Consider the following 18318-nt stretch of genomic DNA (forward strand, 5'->3'; position numbering starts at 1 on the left):
AGGAGCCCTTCATGCACTATTACCGCCACGGCGAGACGGTTTTCGCCTCGCTTTTGCCGGACCTGCCTCTGGAGGCGGCGGACCGCCCCACCTCCGGCAGCCCCGGCCTGTTCCTCATCGACCGGGACCCGGTATCCGGCCGTTCCTCCTTCTGTGTCTCCGACGCCCGGCAGCTGACGGCGGGAACGGAGGACGTCTCCTGGCTGGACCCCGCCCGGATGGGCGTCCCGGCGCCTGTCCTGCCCAAGCGGATCCAGCACACCATCGACGCCCGCCTGCTGCGGGCCGTCAACATCCGCCACCCCCGCTGGGCGGAATTTGCCATGGCCCCGTCCATGCAGCTGCCGCCGCGGGTACGGGTGAATCTGCTGGCAGTGGGTGACGTGGGCAGCACTCTGCTCACCGCTCTGAAGCTGCTGGGCGGCGACTGCATCGAGAGCATCGGTATCTGCGATCTGAACGAAAAGGCCGTGACCCGCTGGGTCACGGAGCTGGGCCAGGTGTCCTGGCCCTGGGACTATGACGCCCTGCCGGAGGTGGAGCCGGTGGCACCGGAGGACCTGTTCCGGTGCGATGTGTTCCTCTTCGCCGCCACCCGGGGCGTGCCGCCGGTGGGCGGCGGCGTCCGGGACGTGCGGATGGCCCAGTTCGGCGCCAACCGCCCCCTGGTGGAGCAGTACGCCCGCCAGGCCCGGCAGGCGGGATTCGGCGGGCTGTTCGTCGTGCTGTCAGACCCGGTGGATCCGCTGTGCAAGGCGGCATATCTGGCCTCCAACCAGGGGGCGGACGGCCAGTGGGACGGGATGGGCCTCCGGGCGGAACAGATCCAGGGCTTCGGCCTGGGCGTGATGAACGCCCGGGCGGCCTACTTCTCCAGGCAGGATCCCCGGTTCCGCAGCTTTCTCACCGACGGCCGCAGCTATGGCCCCCACGGCCAGGGGCTGGTGATCGCCAACTCCCTCACCCACTATGACGACGGCCTGTCCCGGGAGCTGACGGACCTGGTGACCACCGCCAATCTGCGGATCCGGGAGCTGGGATTCAAGCCCTATGTGGCCCCCGCCATCTCCTCCGGCGCCATGCAGCTGCTGCTGACGCTGCGGCGGAGCTGGCACTGCAGCTCCGTGGCCCTGGGGGACGTGTGGTTCGGCGTCCGCAACCGGCTGACCGCCGCCGGTCTGGAGATCGAGACCGTCTCCCTGCCCGCGCCGCTGTTTGAGCGGCTGCGGGAGACCCAGGCCCTGCTGCGGGAGATCATCTGATAAAAGGAGATGCCGCCATGGCTGAACAACTCACCGTGCTGCTCCCCGGCGGGGCGGCCTCTCCCCGGTGCGCCGGGGTGCTGGAGGCCGCGCTGGCGGGGCGGCGGGCGGAGGTCCTGACCCGGCTGGAGGCGCCCCTCCACGGGCGGCGGCTGCTGTTCGTCCTCTCCCTGGACGAGGGCGGCGTGAACCACAGCGTTTCTGACCTGCTGGCCGCTCTCCGCACCCATCCCGGGTGTCTGGAGGGCTGCGTGGGGGGCGTGCTGACAGACGCCCCCGGGGACCTGTACACCAAGGCGGCGGGCCGGGAGCTGGCGCTGGCGGCAAACCTGGCCGGGTGCGCCTTCGTGGGCCGCCCGCTGGTGGAGGGCACCGGCAGCCTGCGGAACTTCACCGTCCAGGCCCGGAACGCCGGCTGTTCGCTGGATGCGGCCTACCGCCTGGCGGCGGCGGATCTGGGGTCGCGGGTGCTGGCCTTCTCCCCGCCCCGGCTGGCACGGCCGCGGCTGCTGGTGCTCCACGCCTCCAGCCGGGCCACCTCCAACACCCTGGCCCTGTGGGGGCTGGTGCGGGACCGGCTGGGAGACCGGTGTGACATCACGGAGATCGGCCTGCGGAACGGCACGCTGGAGGACTGCGCCGGCTGCCCCTACACCACCTGCCTCCACTACGGGGAGCAGGGCGGCTGCTTCTACGGCGGCGTCATGGTGCAGGAGGTGTACCCCGCCATTCTGGAGGCGGATGCCGTGGTGCTGCTGTGCCCCAACTACAACGACGCCCTGTCCGCCAACCTGACGGCGGCCATCAACCGGCTGACGGCCCTGTACCGTACCGCCTCCTTCGCGGACAAGGCGGTGTTCGCCATTGTGGTGTCCGGCTACTCCGGCGGGGACATCGTGGCCAGCCAGGTGGCGGGGGCTATGGGGATGAACAAGGGCTTCTGGCTGCCGGGGCGCTTCTGTATGCTGGAGACCGCCAACGACAAGGGTGAGGCCCTGGCCCTGCCGGGGATCGGCGAGCGGGCGGAGCGGTTTGCGGAGAATATGTTATGTCAGCTTTTATGACAGAAAGCGGAGCCGCCGGGAATTTCCGGCGGCTCCGCTTTTTCACTCCACCCAGTGTTCCATGCCGGTGACGCAGCGAGTACCCAAAGACCTCCCATCTTTGTCATAAGCTGTGACGAAGCAGGTGATGGACTGTACTGCCCGACAAGGCTCCAGCGGGCAGACGAAGTATGCCGTGCCGTCAGCGCCCATGATCCAGTCCGCCGCCGTCAGATGCACAGTTAGGGAGGGCTGAGGTTCCAACAGGAAATTTGACGGCTCGAACTCCACCACTAGTTCCTCCACCTCCGGCGATTCCAGACAGCCGTAGACATAGACGAATTTCTCTGTCAGAGACGACCGGTATTGCTCCCAAAGGTATGGTGCCTTCTCTGACACAACCTCCCCCTCCTCCAGCTGGCGTTCAAACCAACTGCAGCCCGCCGTAAAGGGGCGGTCATTTTCCCGGGGCGTGAGAGATAGAAATCCCTGCCACCCTCCGGCCCGCCAGCGGAAGTCATACTCACTGAAGCCAACCGCGCGCTCATTGGCGGTAAAGCGAGCTATGGCGGGAACCTCCTGTTCCCAGGGAACATCTCCCTGCCAGAGGACCTCCATGGGCTCCAACAGGCGGCGTTTTTCCTCCAGCCGCTGGGCCTGATCCGGTGTGAACCGGTAAACGTCGGTGATGTAGGCCGCCAGCAAAAGCAGACAGGGGACCAGCAGCCACAGCAGCGCCAACCGTCTGCGGGGCATGGGCAGCTTGGGCCGTTTTGTTTTCATGGTGATTCCTCCCAAGGCAGTTCCACCGTCAGCAGGGTCTCATATTGGTGATCCAGCTCATCATACCAGCAGACCCGGAGGGTATCGCCATAGGCGGCCGGAACCGCATAGGCCCTGCCCCAGCTGCCGCCCATGGACTGGACAGCCCCCGCGCCGTCGGCGTCATTGTACACTTCGATGTAGCCCGGCGGCTCCGCCCAGGGTTCTTCATCCCAGCAGCTGAAAGCCACATACGCCGTGCCGCCCCGCTCCGACGCCTGATCCAGCCCCACCTGCCAGACCCGGACGGTCATGGTGCCCAGCTCCGCCCGCTGTTCCGTTTTTTCAATCACGTCCACCTCTCCCTGACCTGTCTCCCGGGCCAGCCACTCCACATTGGCAAAGGTTCCGGGCCACAGCCGGGCACGGGCGTAGCAGACCAGATTGTCAAGCACATCCCACCAGCCGGAGAGCAGAAACAGCATCAGCAGTACCGCCGCCCCCTGGGCCCCCCACTTCACCACCAGCCACCGGGAAGGGTACTGCCGGTTCAGCTCCCGGCCCACTTCCTCCGGGTCCCCCATGGCGGCGATGGTGCGCTCTTCCGCCAGCGCCTCGTCGTAGCCCAGCTCCCGCAGGGCATCCATGTGGTCCTCCATGTGGCCGTCCAGCTCCTGTCGGATGGCCTCCCGCTCCTTCGCCGTCACGCGGCGCAGGGAGGTTAGGACCCGGTCTGTATACTGCCGCCTGTCCATATCACGCCAGCCCCAGCGCCGGGCAGGCCCGGAGCACGGCGTTCACAGCGCCGGAGTAGGTCTGCCAGGCCTGGGCCTCCTCCTTCAGGGCCGCCGTCCCCCGGCGGGTGAGGTGGTAGTATTTCCGTACCCGGCCGGTGGGGGCCTCCTGCTGGTACGCCTCCACCAGCCCCTCCCGCTCCAGCCCGTGGAGCACCGGGTACAGCGTCCCCTCCTTCATCTCAAAGGTGTGGTCGGACCGGCGGGAGAGCTCCACGATCATCTGGTAGCCGTACATGTCCTCTCCCGCCAGCAGGGACAGCACCAGCAGCTGAGCGTGATCCATGGTCTGCTTCTTTGCCATAGGGCACCTCCTGAAACGCAAAATACCTAGAGTTGCTATGCTTATAGCATACATAGCAATTCTAGGTATGTCAAGTGTGAAAAACGCACGGGAAATCCCCGTGCGTTTTGTCTATTTTTCCGCAGCCGCCAGGCCCAGCATGGCCAGGCCATGGATGCTGAGATATCCGGCAAATGTCTCGTAGGGCAGATGATAGATCTGGGGTCCGGCGGCATAGGCCGCCAGCTCAAAGGGCGAAAACCCCACCGTCATCCCCGTCTCGTCAAAGGAGACGGCATAGCTGCTCCATCCGGCGAGGATCTCCTCGTAGTTGGACCAGAAATACTCTTCCGGCGCCATGTCATTGTCCGCAGCCGTCTTCTGGCTCTGGCGGAGGAGTTCCGCCCGGACCGCCTCGGAAAATGCCTGCCCGTCCGCCGCCAGCTGCTCCGGCGTCAGGAACTGGCCGGTGGTCAGGTCATAGTTCCAGGCCAGCAGCACCGTGTTGGGATGCGCGCCCCCCGTATAGCTGTAATACTCGGCCTGGACGCTGATCAGCTCCTCCGTCTGGTACAGAGAGCAGTCCAGCTCCAGCTCATAAGGGTGCCATTCCAGCCCGGACTCGGCCCGGAAGGCCCGGTCCTCCTCCGCTCCCGCCGCCATTTCATCGGCCCCGTCCGATGCCGCCCAGGCCCGGAACTGGTCGTTGAAGGTCTGGGCCACGGTCAGCGCCTCCGTCTCCGCCGGAGTGGAGGCCTCCGTCACAGCGGTGCCGTCCGCCGTCTCCACCGAGATCACCGGCAGCGTGTAGGTCCGGTGGATCAGCACGGTGCCGTCCCCTGCCTCAGAAGTGTCCTCCAGGGTCTCCAGCGTCACAGAATAGGTCAGCTTTTCCGGCGCGGCGGCGGAAAACGTGGCCTTGTCATCCAGGGACGCGGGGGGCTCCGCCGTGACGCTCTCCTCTGCGGCAGGCGTCTCCTTCTGCTCGGTCGCTGCCGGCTCCGCCGGGGCAGAACAGGCAGTCAGCGTGCCCAGCAGGGCCATCAGGGCGATCAATCGTTTCATCAGGGGGTCTCTCCTTTCCTCAGCAGGGCGCAGGCCCTCCTAAGATCACGGGACCTTCCCGCCACTCCGTGCCGCCTTCGGCGGCCTCCAGGCGGGGATACGCCAGGGTATACAGATCTGTTGCACGGACCTCGTGGGCAAACAGCCGCCGGGCCTCCGGGCCCAGCTGCCGGACCTGTGCCGGCTTTGTCAGCACCGGGGCGGCGGCAGACGTCCGCATTTCCGCCAGCAGGCGGCAGCCGGTGCCGCTGGCTGCCAGCACCCGCAGATAGGGCATCCGCTCCGGCACATCCGCCGGCGTCAGCCCCAGATAGGCCCACAGTGTCATCCGCCGCAGCCGGGCCAGGGCGTACCGCTTGGTCTTGGCGGCCTCCAGCAGCGCCTGCAGCGTGGCGGCCGTGCGGGAGGCGTCGTACAGCCGGTTCCACAGGCCCTCCCGCCCCTGGTCCAGGGCGGCGAAGTCCGCCTCTGTCATGGACCGCAGCCGGGCCAGAATGGCCCGCTCACTGTTCTCCCGGAACACCGGGGCCCGGCCGGCGGCCTCCTCCGCCGCATAGGCCCGGGCCATAGCCGGGGGCAGCAGGGCCAGGGCCTCCTCCCGCTTCCCCTGCCGCAGCAGTGACCGGAGACCGGAAGCCGAGGGGTGGGCCCCCGGTGCCAGAGCCCCGTCATGGGCGCTGCCCTCCCGCCGGATCGTCACCGGCCGAAGGGGCGCCTTCTGCCGCAGCAGGGCCTTACAGTATTCAATGCCCAGAATGTTGTTCGGCGACGCCAGCAGGGCGGCGTCCGCCGGGGGCACCAGCCCCGCCAGGGCCCGCTGGCGGGCGGCGGCGAAGCTCACCGCCCCCGGCAGCTCCCGCCGGAGCCGCTCCCGGAAGTCCGGGGTCAGCAGGGCTGCGGCGACGCGCTCCAGTGCGGCGGCGTCTCCGCACTCGCTGCCGAACAGCAGATGGTCCACCAGCCCTGTGGCCGCCAGCGCCTGCACGCCGCCGTCGGCGAATCCCTCCGCCGAGGACACCGCCCAGGGCAGCGGCAGCTCCAGCACCAGGTCCGCGCCGCTCTCCACAGCGGCCCTGGCACGTGCATGCTTGCGCAGCAGGGCGAAGTCCCCCCGCTGAACGAAATTCCCGCTCATCACACAGACCATGGCCGTGTCCGGCCCCAGCGCCGCCCGGCCCGCCTCCAGCAGGCGCAGGTGGCCGCTGTGGAGCGGATTGTATTCTACGATTATACCCGCGGCCCGCACGGATTTCTCCCCTTCCAAATGACAAAAAAGTTACAGTCCGGTGTCAGAGTCGTCAATTTTTTGACATGCTCTCTCTGCCTTTTCCTCTGAGAAGATGGTATCACACTTTGTGCAAAACGTCCAGTCCCAGCCCAAATGCTGGAATTTTCCGGTGAAAAAAATGACACTTCGTTCAAAATGGCGGTTGTAACCTGGAAAATCTCTGGTATAATGAAGGTATGTATCGTCCCGCCCCATCGGAGAGCGGGACCCGTTCTGTACAGGATCTGTACACGGATCTTACGATTCGGGGCGTCCCCCGGAGGCCCCAAAAGAAGAGGAGACGGTAAACATGAACATTCTGGTTATCAACGCTGGCAGCTCTTCCCTGAAGTATCAGCTGCTGAACCCCGAGACCGGCGCCCTGCTGGCCAAGGGCCTGTGCGAGCGCATCGGCATTGACGGCAAGTTCACCTACAAGCCCCAGGTGGAGGGCAAGCAGGTGCTGGACGCCGTCGACGTGGCCATGCCCACCCACTCCGAGGCCATCCAGGCCGTTCTGAACGCCCTGGTGGACAAGGACAACGGCGTCATCGGCTCCATGCAGGAGATCGACGCTGTGGGTCACCGGGTGGTCCACGGCGGCGAGGCCTTCGCCGGCTCCGTCCTGATCACGGACGAGGTCATGAAGGCCCTGGAGGAGTGCATCCCCCTAGCCCCCCTCCACAACCCTGCCAACATCACCGGCATCAACGCCTGCACCGCCGTCATGGGCAAGGACGTGCCCCAGGTGGCCGTGTTCGACACCGCCTTCCACCAGACCATGCCCGCCAAGGCCTATATGTACGCCCTGCCCTACGAGTACTATGAGAAGGACAAGGTCCGCCGCTACGGCTTCCATGGCACCTCCCACAAGTATGTCTCCGGCCGCGCCGCCGCCATGCTGGGCAAGAAGCCTGAGGAGCTGAAGCTGATCTCCTGCCACCTGGGCAACGGCTCCTCCATCGCCGCCGTGGACGGCGGCAAGAGCGTGGACACCTCCATGGGCTTCACGCCCCTGGCCGGCCTGCCCATGGGCACCCGCTCCGGCGATCTGGACGCCGGCATCCTGCAGTATCTGATGAACAAGTACGGCATGAACATCGACGAGATGCTGAACATCCTCAACAAGAAGTCCGGCGTGGAGGGCCTGTCCGGCGTCAGCTCCGACTTCCGGGATCTGGAGACCGCCGCTGGCGAGGGCAACGCGCGTGCCCAGCTGGCCGAGGAGAAGTTCGCCTATGAGGTGAAGAAGTACGTGGGCGCCTATGCCGCCGCCATGGGCGGGGTGGATGCCATCATCTTCACCGCCGGCGTGGGCGAGAACGACAAGGGCATCCGCGCCATGGTGTGCGACGGTCTGGAGTACATGGGCGTGAAGCTGGATCCCGCCGCCAACGACGTCCGCGGCAAGGAGACCGTCATCTCCGCCGCCGACTCCAAGGTGAAGGTCCTGCTGATCCCCACCAACGAGGAGCTCATGATCGCCACTGATACCGCCGCCATCGTCAAGGGCAAGTAAGCTCAATCTCCATCTCCGCATATCCGGGAGGGCAGGCCAATGGCCTGCCCTCCGTTCTTTTCTCTCCGCGGCCCTTGCCCCGGGGCGGACGGTATGATATACTCGAACCACATCCCACGAACATTTTGCAATGAGGTGATCGAACATGCGAGACCTGCGGGAGAGCTGCCGGATCGCCGTGATCCAGGCCGCCCCTGTGATGTTTGACAAGGCCGCCTGCACCGTGAAGGCGGTGGAGCTGATCCGCGCCGCGGCGGCGGAGCGGGCGGAGCTGATCGTGTTTCCGGAGCTGTTCATTCCCGGCTATCCCTACGGCATGACCTTCGGCTTCACCGTGGGCAGTCGGACCGCCCCGGGCCGGAAGGACTGGGGGCTGTACTACGACAACTCCATCCTGGTGCCGGGGCCGGAGACGGAGGTCCTGGCCCGTGCGGCCCGGGAGGCCCGGGCCTATGTGAGCATCGGCGTCTCGGAGCGGGACCATGTCAATGCCACGCTGTACAACACCAACCTCATCTTCTCCCCCGAGGGGGAGCTGCTCACCGTCCACCGGAAGCTGAAGCCCACCGGCGCGGAGCGGGTGGTGTGGGGCGACGCGGACCGCCATTACTTCCCCATCGCCCAGACCCCCTGGGGCCCCATGGCCAGCCTCATCTGCTGGGAGAGCTACATGCCCCTGGCCCGGGTGGCCCTGTATGAAAAGGGCATCACCCTGTACCTCTCCCCCAACACCAACGACAACGAGGAGTGGCAGTCCACCATCCGCCACATCGCCATCGAGGGGCACTGCTTCTTCATCAACTGCGACATGGTGTTCACCCGGGACATGTACCCCGCCGGGCTCCACTGCCCGGAGGAGATCGGCCGCCTGCCGGACATCGTCTGCCGGGGCGGCAGCTGCGTGGTGGACCCCTACGGCCACTATGTGACCCAGCCCGTCTGGGACCGGGAGGCCGTCATTCTGGCTGATCTGGACCTGACCCAGGTGCCTCGGAGCCGGATGGAGTTCGACGGCTGCGGTCACTACTCCCGCCCCGACGTGCTGAAGCTGACGGTGGACGACCGGTGAGCGGACAAATGAAGGAGGGTATCTCGCTGTGAAACACGTCAAGCCCGGCCGGGGCCCCTCAGCCATGGGGGCCTTCGGCGCCATCATTGCCGTGATTTTCGGCATCTTCTGGACCGTATCGACCGCCTCCATGGGCGCCCCTGCCTTCTTCCCCATCTTCGGCGTGCTGTTTATCATCATCGGCATCGTCCAGGCCGTCTACAACTTCAAAAACGCCACCGGGAAAAACCGCTATTCCTCCTTTGACATCGTGGACAACCAGGAAGAGCCAGACCCCTGGGATCAGCAGTTCGGCGGCGATGCGGACGCGCCGGTGTTCCGGGACATCCCGCCGACTGGAGCGGAACTCCGCTACTGCCCCTACTGCGGGGCGGAGGTGGGCGAGGGCTTTGCCTTCTGCGCCAAATGCGGCAGGAAACTGCCGGACATCCCATAAGGAGGCTTTTGATCGCCATGAAAATCGCCCTGCAATTCGCCATGCCGTCGGAATTCCACGCCCTGCCGGGAGCCCGGGATCTGGAGCCGGCGGAGACCGTCTCCGGCGTCCCCATCTTCGAGGCGGCGCCCGGCATCCTGGCCTGCGCCGGCGGCGTCAGCAAGGTCAACGCCGCCATGGCTGCGGAGCTGCTGTGCCTCAAGTACGGCGTGGACCTGATCCTCAACGCCGGCGTGGCCGGGTGCCTGACGGACCTGCCCACCGGCACGCTGGTGGTGGCGTCGGAGTTCGTCCAGCACGATGTGGACACCACCGCCGTGGGGGACCCCATCGGCCTGGTGTCCACGGTGAACCAGGTGGCCTTCCCCACCTGGCAGCCGGAGCGGTGCGCGGAGATTTTGGCCTCCCTGGGCCATCCGGCAGTCACCGGCCGGGTGGCCACCGGGGACTGGTTCGCCGTCAAGGGAGAGCGGGCCGCTTTTATCCGGGACACCTTCTCCCCCCTGCTGACGGAGATGGAGGGCGGCGCCATCGCCCAGGTGTGCCTGCGGAACAACGTCCGGTTCGTGTCGGTGAAATCCGTCTCGGACCATCTGTTCTCCGACAGTCAGGCGGAGGAGTACTTTGACTTCGGACAGGCCCTGGAGGCCCTGGGACGGGCGGTGCTGCCCCTGGCCAGGGCGCTGCAGGAAATTCGGGAATAACGCGCAAAGCGCCCGGCGGGGATCATTCCCGCCGGGCGCTGCTGCTATCCTCATTCTCTTTCCGCCGTGTTGTCCGGCTCCACAGTGAACACTTCCTCAATGGGCACGCCAAACACCTTTGCGATGTTCCAGGCCAGGACCAGGGAGGGATTGTAGCGCCCCTTCTCCAGGTTGCCGATGGTCTCCCGCCGGACCCCCACCAGCCTTGCCAGATCCTCCTGCTTCAGGCCCAGACGGGCCCGGTGCTCCTTCATCCGGTTGCGGATCACGGCTCCAGCCCCCAGTTTTCCCGGAAGCCGTACCAGGCGGCGGTCAGGGCGTAGACCACCACAGAGGCAGCCCAGCCCGCCGCACAGCCGGTAAGCAGGGCCCGGCTGGGGTCAAAGCGCCCCAGGGCCAGCATCCCCAGCACGGCGGCCGCCATCACCAGCATCCCGGCCACAAACGCCCGGGAGGCAGACCGGGCCAGCTGCTCCTCCAGCATCTCGTCGGACTTCAGGAAGAAATACTGGAAGTCCACAGCGAAGGCGAAGAAGCCCAGAAAGCTCCTCTCCTCCGTAAAAAGGCCCACGAAGCCCAGCAGAGAGAGAAACCCCAGCATCCCGTACAGCATCTGCTTTTTCATAAGTGACCCCCCAAGTCAAGTATTTCGGTTTGTGGTATATTTCGCTCTTTATATGGTAAATATATCACTTTCCATCTGTGCTGTCAAGCATGGCTCTGGCATGGACACTCTTTGCGCCTCAAATCCCACCGTGTTTTCTTTCTAGCAGAGGCACGCAAAACTCGCAGAGATGCGCCAAGAGCTTTTGGCGTGCATATCGCTCGAGGATCGGTCTCGTAGTGTCCACGGGCAGCTGTGCCGCGATTCGAGGAAGGTCTCTCCAAAAATCCGATACCCCTTCTTCCGTATGGGGGACCTCAAACACCGCATAGCGGCCTCCGGCAATGGTGCGGGCCGGCAGGCCGCAGGGGCCCTCTCCGCCGGTGAGGACCACGCCCACATCATACCTCTGCCGGTCCTCCGGGGTCCGTGCCGGATCGTCCAGGGCGATGCCCAGGATCGTCGTATTCGCCCGAAACAGTCCATTCGCCCGCAGGTACCGTTTGAACCGCTCCATCAGCTGTCGGTTGCCTTCGCCATACCCGCCGGTCCGGCGCATATAGGCGATCTGCATGTCTTCCAGCTTCTCAATGGTCAAGTGACCACCTCCTGTATGTTGATCTGTGTCCGGCCGGACAGCGAAATGGTAAATCCTATTAAAATATTTTGCAAGAACTTTTTTAAAATGATTGACTTTTCAGATTTTGGCTGATATACTAATTGAGCCGCTTTGAATGGGTCAATAAGTGTCCGTCTGGACCGCCCCCGACAGCGAGCCCGTAATGAAGGAGTTGAAACAACGCAATGAACGCAATCATCGTGACTGGCGGCAAGCAGTACAAGGTGGCCGAGGGCGACGTGGTCTACATCGAGAAGCTGGACCAGGAAGCCGGCGACACCGTGAAGTTCGATCAGGTCCTGGCCATCATCGACGGCGAGAAGGCCACCTTCGGCACTCCCGTGGTGGAGGGCGCCTCTGTGGAGGGCAAGATCGTCAAGAACGGCAAGGGCAAGAAGATCCGCATTTTCAAGTACAACGCCAAGAAGGGTTACCGCAAGCGTCAGGGCCATCGTCAGCCTTACACCAAGGTCGAGATCGGCAAGATCTCCGTCTGAGTATGACCACTGTCGTATTCCGCATGGAGGATGACCGGATCACCGGTTTAGAGGCCAGGGGCCACAGCGGCTACGCTGAGGCGGGCGAGGACATCGTCTGCGCCGCCGTCACCAGCGCCGTCCGTCTGGTGGAGACCACCGTCAACGACGTGCTGGGTCTGGCCGCATCGGTGAAGATCCGGGAGCAGGACGCGTCCATCTCCCTCCGCCTGCCGGGGGGCCTGGATGAGGTCACGGAGAGCACCTGCCAGTCCCTGATGACAGGGCTGATGGTCTACTTCGCACAGCTCCATGACGAGTATCCCGACAACATCGAAGTTCTGGAGGACGACTGAGCCTCCCCATCTAAAAATTCTGCAGAAAGGATGGTCCGTATCATGATTCGCATTGGTCTTCAGTTCTTCGCCCACAAGAAGGGCGGCGGCTCCACCAAGAACGGCCGTGATTCCAAGGCTAAGCGCCTGGGCGCCAAGCGTGCCGACGGTCAGTTCGTGCAGGCCGGCAACATCCTGGTGCGTCAGCGCGGCACCCACATCCACCCCGGCGTGAACGTGGGCAAGGGCACCGACGACACCCTGTTCGCCACCGTCAGCGGCACGGTCCGCTTCGAGCGGCTGGGCAAGGATCGCAAGCAGGTCTCTGTTTACGAAGCTGAATAAGCAAGCCGAACCGCCCCGGTCATCTGACCGGGGCGGTTTTTTGCAGTCACAGGGTCTCTCTGCCCAGCGGCCGTCAAAACCAGTTGAGGGGATTCAGGATTTCCAGAAAAAACGTCCAGAACGTGTCCTTGAAGCGTGATCTCCGGCTCCTTTTGCCGGGGAGCATGGCCCGTACAAAGGCAATCAGCAGACACAGCAGAAAATACAGGACACATACCAACAGGATCAGCAGGATCACGTCCGCCATCGTGCGGCCTCCCCTCTCTCTAAACATCGATGATATGGCAAAAGCAGGATCGCATAGCCCAGTCCGCTGTTCCACACCCTCTTCTGATTTGCGGCCGCGCGCGAGACCGGCAGGGAGGCCTCCGCTCTTGACGTGCGGAAGGTTTTCGGATAAAATAGGCAGGACTGAAAATTCTGCTTTCAAGATAAGAATACACGAGAGGTACGAAAATGGCAACTTCTTTCATCGATAAGGCTCGGATCTCCGTCCGGGCGGGGAGCGGCGGCAACGGCGCCGTCTCCTTCCACCGGGAGAAATACGTGGCCGCCGGCGGGCCGGACGGCGGCGACGGCGGCCGGGGCGGCTCCATCATTCTGCAGGTGGACGACAACATGTCCACCCTGATGGATTTCCGCTACAAGCGCAAGTATGTGGCGGGCAACGGCGCCGACGGCCAGGGGGCCCGCAAGACCGGCAAAGACGGCCAGGACCTTGTCATCAAGGTCCCCCGGGGCACCCTGGTGCGGGACGCGGAGTCCGGCGAGATCATGCAGGATATGTCCGGCAGCGAGCCCTACGTCCTCTGCAGGGGCGGCCGGGGCGGCTGGGGCAACAGCCACTTCGCCACCCCCACCCGGCAGGTGCCCCGGTTCGCCAAGGCGGGCCTGCCCGGCGAGGCCCACGACGTGGTCCTGGAGCTGAAGCTGCTGGCGGACGTGGGGCTGGTGGGCTTCCCCAATGTGGGCAAGTCCACGCTGCTGTCCGTGGTCTCCAAGGCCCAGCCCAAGATCGCCAACTACCACTTCACCACCCTGTTCCCCAACCTGGGCGTGGTCTGGGTGGAGGACGGCGTCAGCTTCGTCATGGCGGACATCCCCGGCATCATCGAGGGCGCCAGCGAAGGCGCCGGCCTGGGCCACGATTTCCTGCGGCACGTGGACCGCTGCCGGCTGCTGATCCACGTGGTGGATGTGTCCGGCAGCGAGGGCCGGGACCCGGTGGAGGACTTTGACGCCATCAACGCGGAGCTCTCCCAGTACAGCCCGGATCTGGCCACACGGCCCCAGATCGTGGCCGCCAACAAGGCGGACATCCTGTCCCCGGACTCCGACAACCTGGAGCGTCTCCGTGCCCATGTGGAGGCCAAGGGCTATACCCTGGTGAAGATCTCCGCGGCCGCCCATCAGGGCACGGCGGAGCTGGTGAAAAAGGCGGCGGAGATGCTGTCCGTCCTGCCTCCCGTCACAGTGTACGAGCCGGAGTATGTGCCGAAGGCGCCGGCGATCGACGCCTCCGCGCCTCTGGACATCCACCGGGAGGACGACGGCACCTGGATCGTGGAGAGCACCTGGCTGCGGCAGGTCATGGGCAACGTGAACTTCGCCGACTACGAGAGCCGGATGTGGTTCGACAAGGTGCTGCGGGACAACGGTTTCTTCCAGAAGCTGGAGGAAGCTGGCATCCAGGACGGGGATACCGTGTCCCTGTACGACTTCGAGTTCGAGTATCAGCGATAAAGCTCCAGGCGGCGGGTCCTACGGCCCGCCGCCGCTTTTTTGTTTGTTAAGGAGAAAAATAGCAGAAATTTCCGGCGTTTTTTAGACGAAACCGATAAAGTCTTTTTCAGGGCTTGACAGGCGGGCTTTTTCTGTTGTACACTCACCCCAAGTTCAAAATGACAAACCGATGACGCAGACGAGTACACGGACGTCGCTTCTCCAAGAGAGCTGCCGGTGGTGGGATGGCAGCAGAAGGGGCCCCGCCGAATGGACTGCGGAGGGCGGACTGAACGGGAAGTTTCCCCAGTAAGGACCGACGGGCTTTTCCCCCGTTACCAGGGAAAGATGTGTGTTGGCACGTCGCCGAGGGGGCGAATTTTTTCGCCAAGTTGGGTGGCACCGCAGAAGTTTTCAGACTTTTGTCCCAAGGGAACCATAGGAATGGGTCCTTGTGGGAGGAAGGTCTTTTTTGTTTGCCTTCTCTCCGGAGGACCGCAGATCAGAAAGGAGCAAGCGCCATGACATTCGAGAAAATCCCCTACAAGATCTACCTCACCGAAGACGAGATGCCCAAGAATTGGTACAATGTCCGGGCAGACATGAAGACCAAGCCCGCCCCCCTGCTGAACCCCGCCACCGGCGCGCCCATGGGCTTCGACGACCTGCGGCCGGTGTTCTGCGACGAGCTGATCCGTCAGGAGCTGGACAACGACACCCGGGAGATCCCCATCCCCCAGGAGATCCGGGACTTCTACAAGATGTACCGGCCCTCTCCCCTGGTGCGGGCCTACTGTTTGGAGGAGAAGCTCCAGACCCCCGCCAAGATCTACTACAAGTTTGAAGGCAACAACACCTCCGGCTCCCACAAGCTCAACAGCGCCATCGCCCAGGCCTACTACGCCAAGAACCAGGGCCTCAAGGGCGTCACCACAGAGACCGGCGCCGGCCAGTGGGGCACCGCCCTCTCCATGGCCTGCTCCTACCTGGGCCTGGACTGCCAGGTGTACATGGTGAAGGTCAGCTACGAGCAGAAGCCCTTCCGGCGGGAGGTCATGCGGACCTACGGAGCCACCGTCACCCCCTCCCCCTCCGACACCACCAACGTGGGCCGGGCGATCTTGAAGGAGCACCCCGGCACCACCGGCTCCCTGGGCTGCGCCATCTCCGAGGCGGTGGAGGCCGCCGCCAGCCAGCCCGGCTACCGGTACGTGCTGGGAAGTGTGCTGAACCAGGTGCTGCTGCATCAGTCCATCATCGGCCTGGAGACCAAGGCGGCCCTGGACAAGTACAGCATCGTGCCGGACATCATCATCGGCTGCGCCGGCGGCGGCAGCAACCTGGGCGGCCTGATCTCCCCCTTCATGGGCGAGAAGCTCCGGGGTGAGCGGGACTACCAGTTCATCGCCGTGGAGCCCGCCTCCTGCCCCAGCTTCACCCGCGGCAAATTCGCCTACGACTTCTGCGACACCGGCAAGGTCTGCCCCCTGGCCAAGATGTACACCCTGGGCGCGGGCTTCATCCCCTCCGCCAACCACGCCGGCGGTCTGCGGTACCACGGCATGAGCCCGGTGCTCTCCGAGCTGTACCACGAGGGACTGATGGAGGCCCGGGCGGTGGAGCAGACGAAGGTCTTTGAGGCGGCGGAGCAGTTCGCCCGGGTGGAGGGCATCCTCCCCGCGCCGGAGTCCAGCCACGCCATCCGGGTGGCCATTGACGAGGCGCTGAAGTGCAGGGAGACCGGCGAGGAAAAGACCATCGTCTTCGGCCTCACCGGCACCGGCTACTTTGACATGGTGGCCTACGAGAAGTTCCACAACGGCCAGATGACCGACTACATCCCCACCGACGCCGAGCTGGAGGCCAGCTTCGCCCAGCTGCCCAAGGTGCCGGGACAGGAGTAAGCGCCCATTCTCAAACAGCGGAGGACGGTTCGTCCTCCGCTGTTTTTGCGTCGTTTCCCTGCATAATTGGCGCCTGACCGCACAGACTGGACATGAATCCCTTTGTCCGGACTGGAGGAATGTCTCATGTCGAATCCCAACCGCCGCGGCGCCATGGCTCTGGTGTCCGCCTCTTTATGCCTGGTTCTGGCCGCGCTGTTCTATTTTGCCGATCCGCCGCAATCCCTCACCGCCTCCGCCCCTGCTGCCGTGCCCGCCGCCGCGGACTGGGGGCTGTCCTTCCCCACGGAGGGAGAATCCCCGGTGGGCAACGTCTCCGCGGAGGACCTGGCCCAGTACAACGCCTACTACCTGGGGGACACCAGCCAAAAGGTCCTCTACCTGACCTTTGACTGCGGATATGAAAACGGCTACACGGAGGCCATTCTGGACGCCCTGAAAAAGCACAGCGCCCCTGCCGCCTTCTTCGTGGTGGGCCACATGGTGGAGTCCGCTCCGGACATCGTCCGCCGCATGGCGGAGGAGGGCCACATCGTGGGCAACCACACCTTCCATCACCCGGATATGTCCAGCATCTCGGACCTGACCTCCTTCCAGAAGGAGCTGACGGATCTGGAGACGCTGTACCAGGAGACCACCGGGCGGCCCCTCTCCAAATTCTACCGGCCGCCCCAGGGGAAGTACAGCGAGGAGAATCTGAAGCAGGCCCAGCAGCTGGGCTACACCACCGTCTTCTGGAGTCTGGCCTATGTGGACTGGAACACAGACGCACAGCCCTCTGCGGAGGAAGCCTATGCCAAGCTGCTGCCGCGGATCCATGACGGGGCCATCGTGCTGCTCCACTCCACCTCCGCCACCAACGCCGCGATCCTGGACGACCTGCTGACGAAATGGGAGGAGATGGGCTATACCTTCGCTCCTCTGACCCAGCTGCCGGGGCTGTCCTGACATGCCGCCAGCCGTATGCCGGAGAATCCTGCGCCTCCCTCTTGCTTCCCGCCGCCGGACATGGTAGGATGGAGAGGATGAAAGGGGGCTGCATCCCATGCGGTATCTCTCCAAGGCAAAGCGGTTCGAGGCGGTCCAGGCCTATGTGCTCTATTTCTTTTTCTACTCTGTTCTGGGATGGCTGTATGAGGTCTTTCTGGAGGTCGTCGTCTATCGCTGGGGGTTCACCAACCGGGGCGTGCTGCTGGGCCCCTACTGCCCGGTGTACGGAGTGGGCGCCCTGGTGTTCCTGCTGTGCTTCTCCAGACTCATGGCCAAGCGGGAGCCGTCTTGGATCCGCTGGGCGAAACCGGTGCTGGTGTTCCTGGGCTGCATGATCACGGCCACCGCCATCGAGCTGGCCACCAGCTACATTCTGGAGGCCCTCACCGGAGCCTGGCCCTGGCAGACGTACCTGGATTATGACATCAACTTCGAGGGCCGCATCGCCCTGTCTCCCTCCATCCGATTCGGTCTGGGCGGCCTGCTGTTCCTGTATGTACTGCAGCCTCTGTTCCAGCGGCTGGTGGGTTCTCTCTCCTCCCGGGTTCGGCTGGCGGCCTCGGGTGCAGTGGTTGTGCTGCTTGCGGCTGAATGTGTGCTGCTGCTGTTTCGATGACCTCCGCCTTTTCTCAAACAAAAAGAGGACTGACGCTGTCAGTCCTCTTTCTGCGTTCCCATCATCTTTTCCAGATAGCTCTGGATGCAGCGGAAGGTCTCCTCACTGAGGTCATGCTCCACCTTGCAGGCGTCCTCTGAGGCCACCTCCGGCGTGACCCCCATCAGCACAAACAGCTTGGAGAGGGTCTTGTGGCGGCCGTAGACCCGGCTGGCGATCTCCATGCCGCTTTCATTCAGCGTGATGATCCCATCCGGGTCCATGGAGATATACCCATTTTCCCGCAGCTTTTTCATGGCGATGCTGATGCTGGGCTTGGAGTATCCCAGCTCATTGACGATGTCAATGGACCGCACCTGCCCCCGCCGCTGCTGCAAGACCAGGATCGACTCCAGATAGTCTTCCGCAGACTCATGGATTACCATAGCTCTCAACCTCTCTAATCTTGGCGCAAAGCCTTTTATTTATGTTAACAGCTATGGCGTGAGATTGCAAGCTGATTT

23 protein-coding genes and 1 other annotated feature are annotated in these 18318 nt (G+C 64.2%); of the genes, 13 read left to right on the forward strand and 10 right to left on the reverse strand.

Annotated elements, in window-relative coordinates; translation table 11 throughout:
* Positions 1 to 11 precede the first annotated feature (11 nt).
* Positions 12 to 1262, forward strand: a complete 1251-nt coding sequence (locus H9X91_RS00545; RefSeq protein ID WP_204801455.1) for a Rossmann-fold NAD(P)-binding domain-containing protein — start codon at positions 12 to 14, stop codon at positions 1260 to 1262.
* Between the two features lie 17 nt (positions 1263 to 1279).
* Positions 1280 to 2326 (forward strand): flavodoxin family protein, encoded by a 1047-nt coding sequence (locus H9X91_RS00550; protein ID WP_204801456.1) that lies wholly within the window; start codon positions 1280 to 1282, stop codon positions 2324 to 2326.
* Between the two features lie 42 nt (positions 2327 to 2368).
* Here H9X91_RS00550 and H9X91_RS00555 read toward each other — a convergent pair whose 3' ends face one another.
* The 5 genes from H9X91_RS00555 to H9X91_RS00575 form a co-directional block, all read right to left on the reverse strand.
* Entirely contained in the window at positions 2369 to 3088 is a 720-nt protein-coding gene (locus tag H9X91_RS00555) for a hypothetical protein (protein WP_204801457.1), read from the reverse strand.
* A complete protein-coding gene (locus tag H9X91_RS00560; RefSeq protein WP_204801458.1) occupies positions 3085 to 3822 on the reverse strand; it encodes a permease prefix domain 1-containing protein in 738 nt (245 codons plus the stop codon). Before H9X91_RS00560 ends, H9X91_RS00555 begins: the two co-directional genes overlap by 4 nt.
* A gap of 1 nt (position 3823) precedes the next feature.
* Positions 3824 to 4165, reverse strand: coding sequence for a PadR family transcriptional regulator (locus tag H9X91_RS00565; RefSeq protein ID WP_204801459.1), 342 nt, complete (start codon positions 4163 to 4165; stop codon positions 3824 to 3826).
* 111 nt (positions 4166 to 4276) lie between these two features.
* Positions 4277 to 5209, reverse strand: a complete 933-nt coding sequence (locus H9X91_RS00570) for a DUF3298 and DUF4163 domain-containing protein (RefSeq protein WP_204801460.1) — start codon at positions 5207 to 5209, stop codon at positions 4277 to 4279.
* A 19-nt stretch (positions 5210 to 5228) separates the two neighbouring features.
* On the reverse strand, positions 5229 to 6455 hold the full coding sequence (locus H9X91_RS00575; protein ID WP_204801461.1) for a nucleotidyltransferase family protein: 1227 nt from the start codon (positions 6453 to 6455) through the stop codon (positions 5229 to 5231).
* A gap of 331 nt (positions 6456 to 6786) precedes the next feature.
* On the opposite strand from H9X91_RS00575, the gene H9X91_RS00580 reads away from it, so the two are divergent.
* From H9X91_RS00580 to mtnN, 4 genes are all read left to right on the forward strand, one after another.
* A complete protein-coding gene (locus H9X91_RS00580; protein ID WP_204801462.1) occupies positions 6787 to 7995 on the forward strand; it encodes an acetate/propionate family kinase in 1209 nt (402 codons plus the stop codon).
* Positions 7996 to 8140: 145 nt separating this feature from the next.
* A complete protein-coding gene (locus H9X91_RS00585) occupies positions 8141 to 9064 on the forward strand; it encodes a carbon-nitrogen hydrolase family protein (protein ID WP_204801463.1) in 924 nt (307 codons plus the stop codon).
* A gap of 28 nt (positions 9065 to 9092) precedes the next feature.
* The gene (locus tag H9X91_RS00590; protein WP_204801464.1) at positions 9093 to 9500 is read left to right on the forward strand and encodes a zinc-ribbon domain-containing protein; all 408 of its coding nucleotides are present in this window, start codon (positions 9093 to 9095) and stop codon (positions 9498 to 9500) included.
* A 17-nt stretch (positions 9501 to 9517) separates the two neighbouring features.
* On the forward strand, positions 9518 to 10204 hold the full coding sequence (gene mtnN / locus H9X91_RS00595) for a 5'-methylthioadenosine/S-adenosylhomocysteine nucleosidase (protein WP_204801465.1): 687 nt from the start codon (positions 9518 to 9520) through the stop codon (positions 10202 to 10204).
* A 50-nt stretch (positions 10205 to 10254) separates the two neighbouring features.
* On the opposite strand, the gene H9X91_RS00600 is transcribed toward mtnN, so the two are convergent.
* From H9X91_RS00600 to H9X91_RS00610, 3 genes are all read right to left on the reverse strand, one after another.
* Positions 10255 to 10473 (reverse strand): helix-turn-helix transcriptional regulator, encoded by a 219-nt coding sequence (locus H9X91_RS00600; protein WP_204801466.1) that lies wholly within the window; start codon positions 10471 to 10473, stop codon positions 10255 to 10257.
* A complete protein-coding gene (locus tag H9X91_RS00605) occupies positions 10470 to 10829 on the reverse strand; it encodes a DUF3796 domain-containing protein (RefSeq protein ID WP_204801467.1) in 360 nt (119 codons plus the stop codon). The genes H9X91_RS00600 and H9X91_RS00605 overlap by 4 nt, the downstream gene beginning before the upstream one ends.
* A gap of 118 nt (positions 10830 to 10947) precedes the next feature.
* Positions 10948 to 11406 carry an AraC family transcriptional regulator gene (locus H9X91_RS00610; protein WP_204801468.1) on the reverse strand — a complete coding sequence of 153 codons (459 nt, stop codon included), beginning with the start codon at positions 11404 to 11406 and terminating at the stop codon, positions 10948 to 10950.
* 206 nt (positions 11407 to 11612) lie between these two features.
* Between H9X91_RS00610 and rplU the strand changes: the two genes are divergently transcribed.
* The 3 genes from rplU to rpmA are packed head-to-tail and all read left to right on the forward strand — an operon-like array spanning position 11613 to position 12583.
* A complete protein-coding gene (gene rplU / locus H9X91_RS00615) occupies positions 11613 to 11924 on the forward strand; it encodes a 50S ribosomal protein L21 (RefSeq protein WP_204801469.1) in 312 nt (103 codons plus the stop codon).
* Positions 11925 to 11926: 2 nt separating this feature from the next.
* Positions 11927 to 12259, forward strand: a complete 333-nt coding sequence (locus H9X91_RS00620; protein WP_204801470.1) for a ribosomal-processing cysteine protease Prp — start codon at positions 11927 to 11929, stop codon at positions 12257 to 12259.
* A gap of 42 nt (positions 12260 to 12301) precedes the next feature.
* On the forward strand, positions 12302 to 12583 hold the full coding sequence (rpmA, locus tag H9X91_RS00625) for a 50S ribosomal protein L27 (RefSeq protein WP_025543765.1): 282 nt from the start codon (positions 12302 to 12304) through the stop codon (positions 12581 to 12583).
* A 73-nt stretch (positions 12584 to 12656) separates the two neighbouring features.
* On the opposite strand, the gene H9X91_RS00630 is transcribed toward rpmA, so the two are convergent.
* Positions 12657 to 12830: a hypothetical protein gene (locus tag H9X91_RS00630; RefSeq protein WP_204801471.1), complete on the reverse strand. Its 174-nt coding sequence runs from the start codon at positions 12828 to 12830 to the stop codon at positions 12657 to 12659.
* Positions 12831 to 13039: 209 nt separating this feature from the next.
* On the opposite strand from H9X91_RS00630, the gene obgE reads away from it, so the two are divergent.
* The 4 genes from obgE to H9X91_RS00650 all read left to right on the forward strand — a co-directional run bounded on the left by obgE (position 13040) and on the right by H9X91_RS00650 (position 17815).
* Complete coding sequence (obgE, locus tag H9X91_RS00635; RefSeq protein WP_204801472.1) at positions 13040 to 14326, forward strand: GTPase ObgE; 1287 nt, start codon at positions 13040 to 13042, stop codon at positions 14324 to 14326.
* Between the two features lie 160 nt (positions 14327 to 14486).
* Positions 14487 to 14738, forward strand: a binding site (T-box leader).
* 88 nt (positions 14739 to 14826) lie between these two features.
* Complete coding sequence (locus H9X91_RS00640) at positions 14827 to 16209, forward strand: TrpB-like pyridoxal phosphate-dependent enzyme (RefSeq protein WP_204801473.1); 1383 nt, start codon at positions 14827 to 14829, stop codon at positions 16207 to 16209.
* A 126-nt stretch (positions 16210 to 16335) separates the two neighbouring features.
* Positions 16336 to 17157 (forward strand): polysaccharide deacetylase family protein, encoded by an 822-nt coding sequence (locus H9X91_RS00645; RefSeq protein ID WP_243414369.1) that lies wholly within the window; start codon positions 16336 to 16338, stop codon positions 17155 to 17157.
* A gap of 97 nt (positions 17158 to 17254) precedes the next feature.
* A complete protein-coding gene (locus tag H9X91_RS00650) occupies positions 17255 to 17815 on the forward strand; it encodes a putative ABC transporter permease (RefSeq protein ID WP_204801475.1) in 561 nt (186 codons plus the stop codon).
* A 38-nt stretch (positions 17816 to 17853) separates the two neighbouring features.
* Here the strand turns inward: H9X91_RS00650 and H9X91_RS00655 are convergent, their stop codons facing one another.
* Complete coding sequence (locus H9X91_RS00655) at positions 17854 to 18240, reverse strand: metal-dependent transcriptional regulator (RefSeq protein WP_204801477.1); 387 nt, start codon at positions 18238 to 18240, stop codon at positions 17854 to 17856.
* Positions 18241 to 18318: the final 78 nt, after the last annotated feature.

This window comes from Oscillibacter valericigenes, from assembly GCF_016902445.1.
Lineage (GTDB): Bacteria > Bacillota > Clostridia > Oscillospirales > Oscillospiraceae > Oscillibacter > Oscillibacter avistercoris.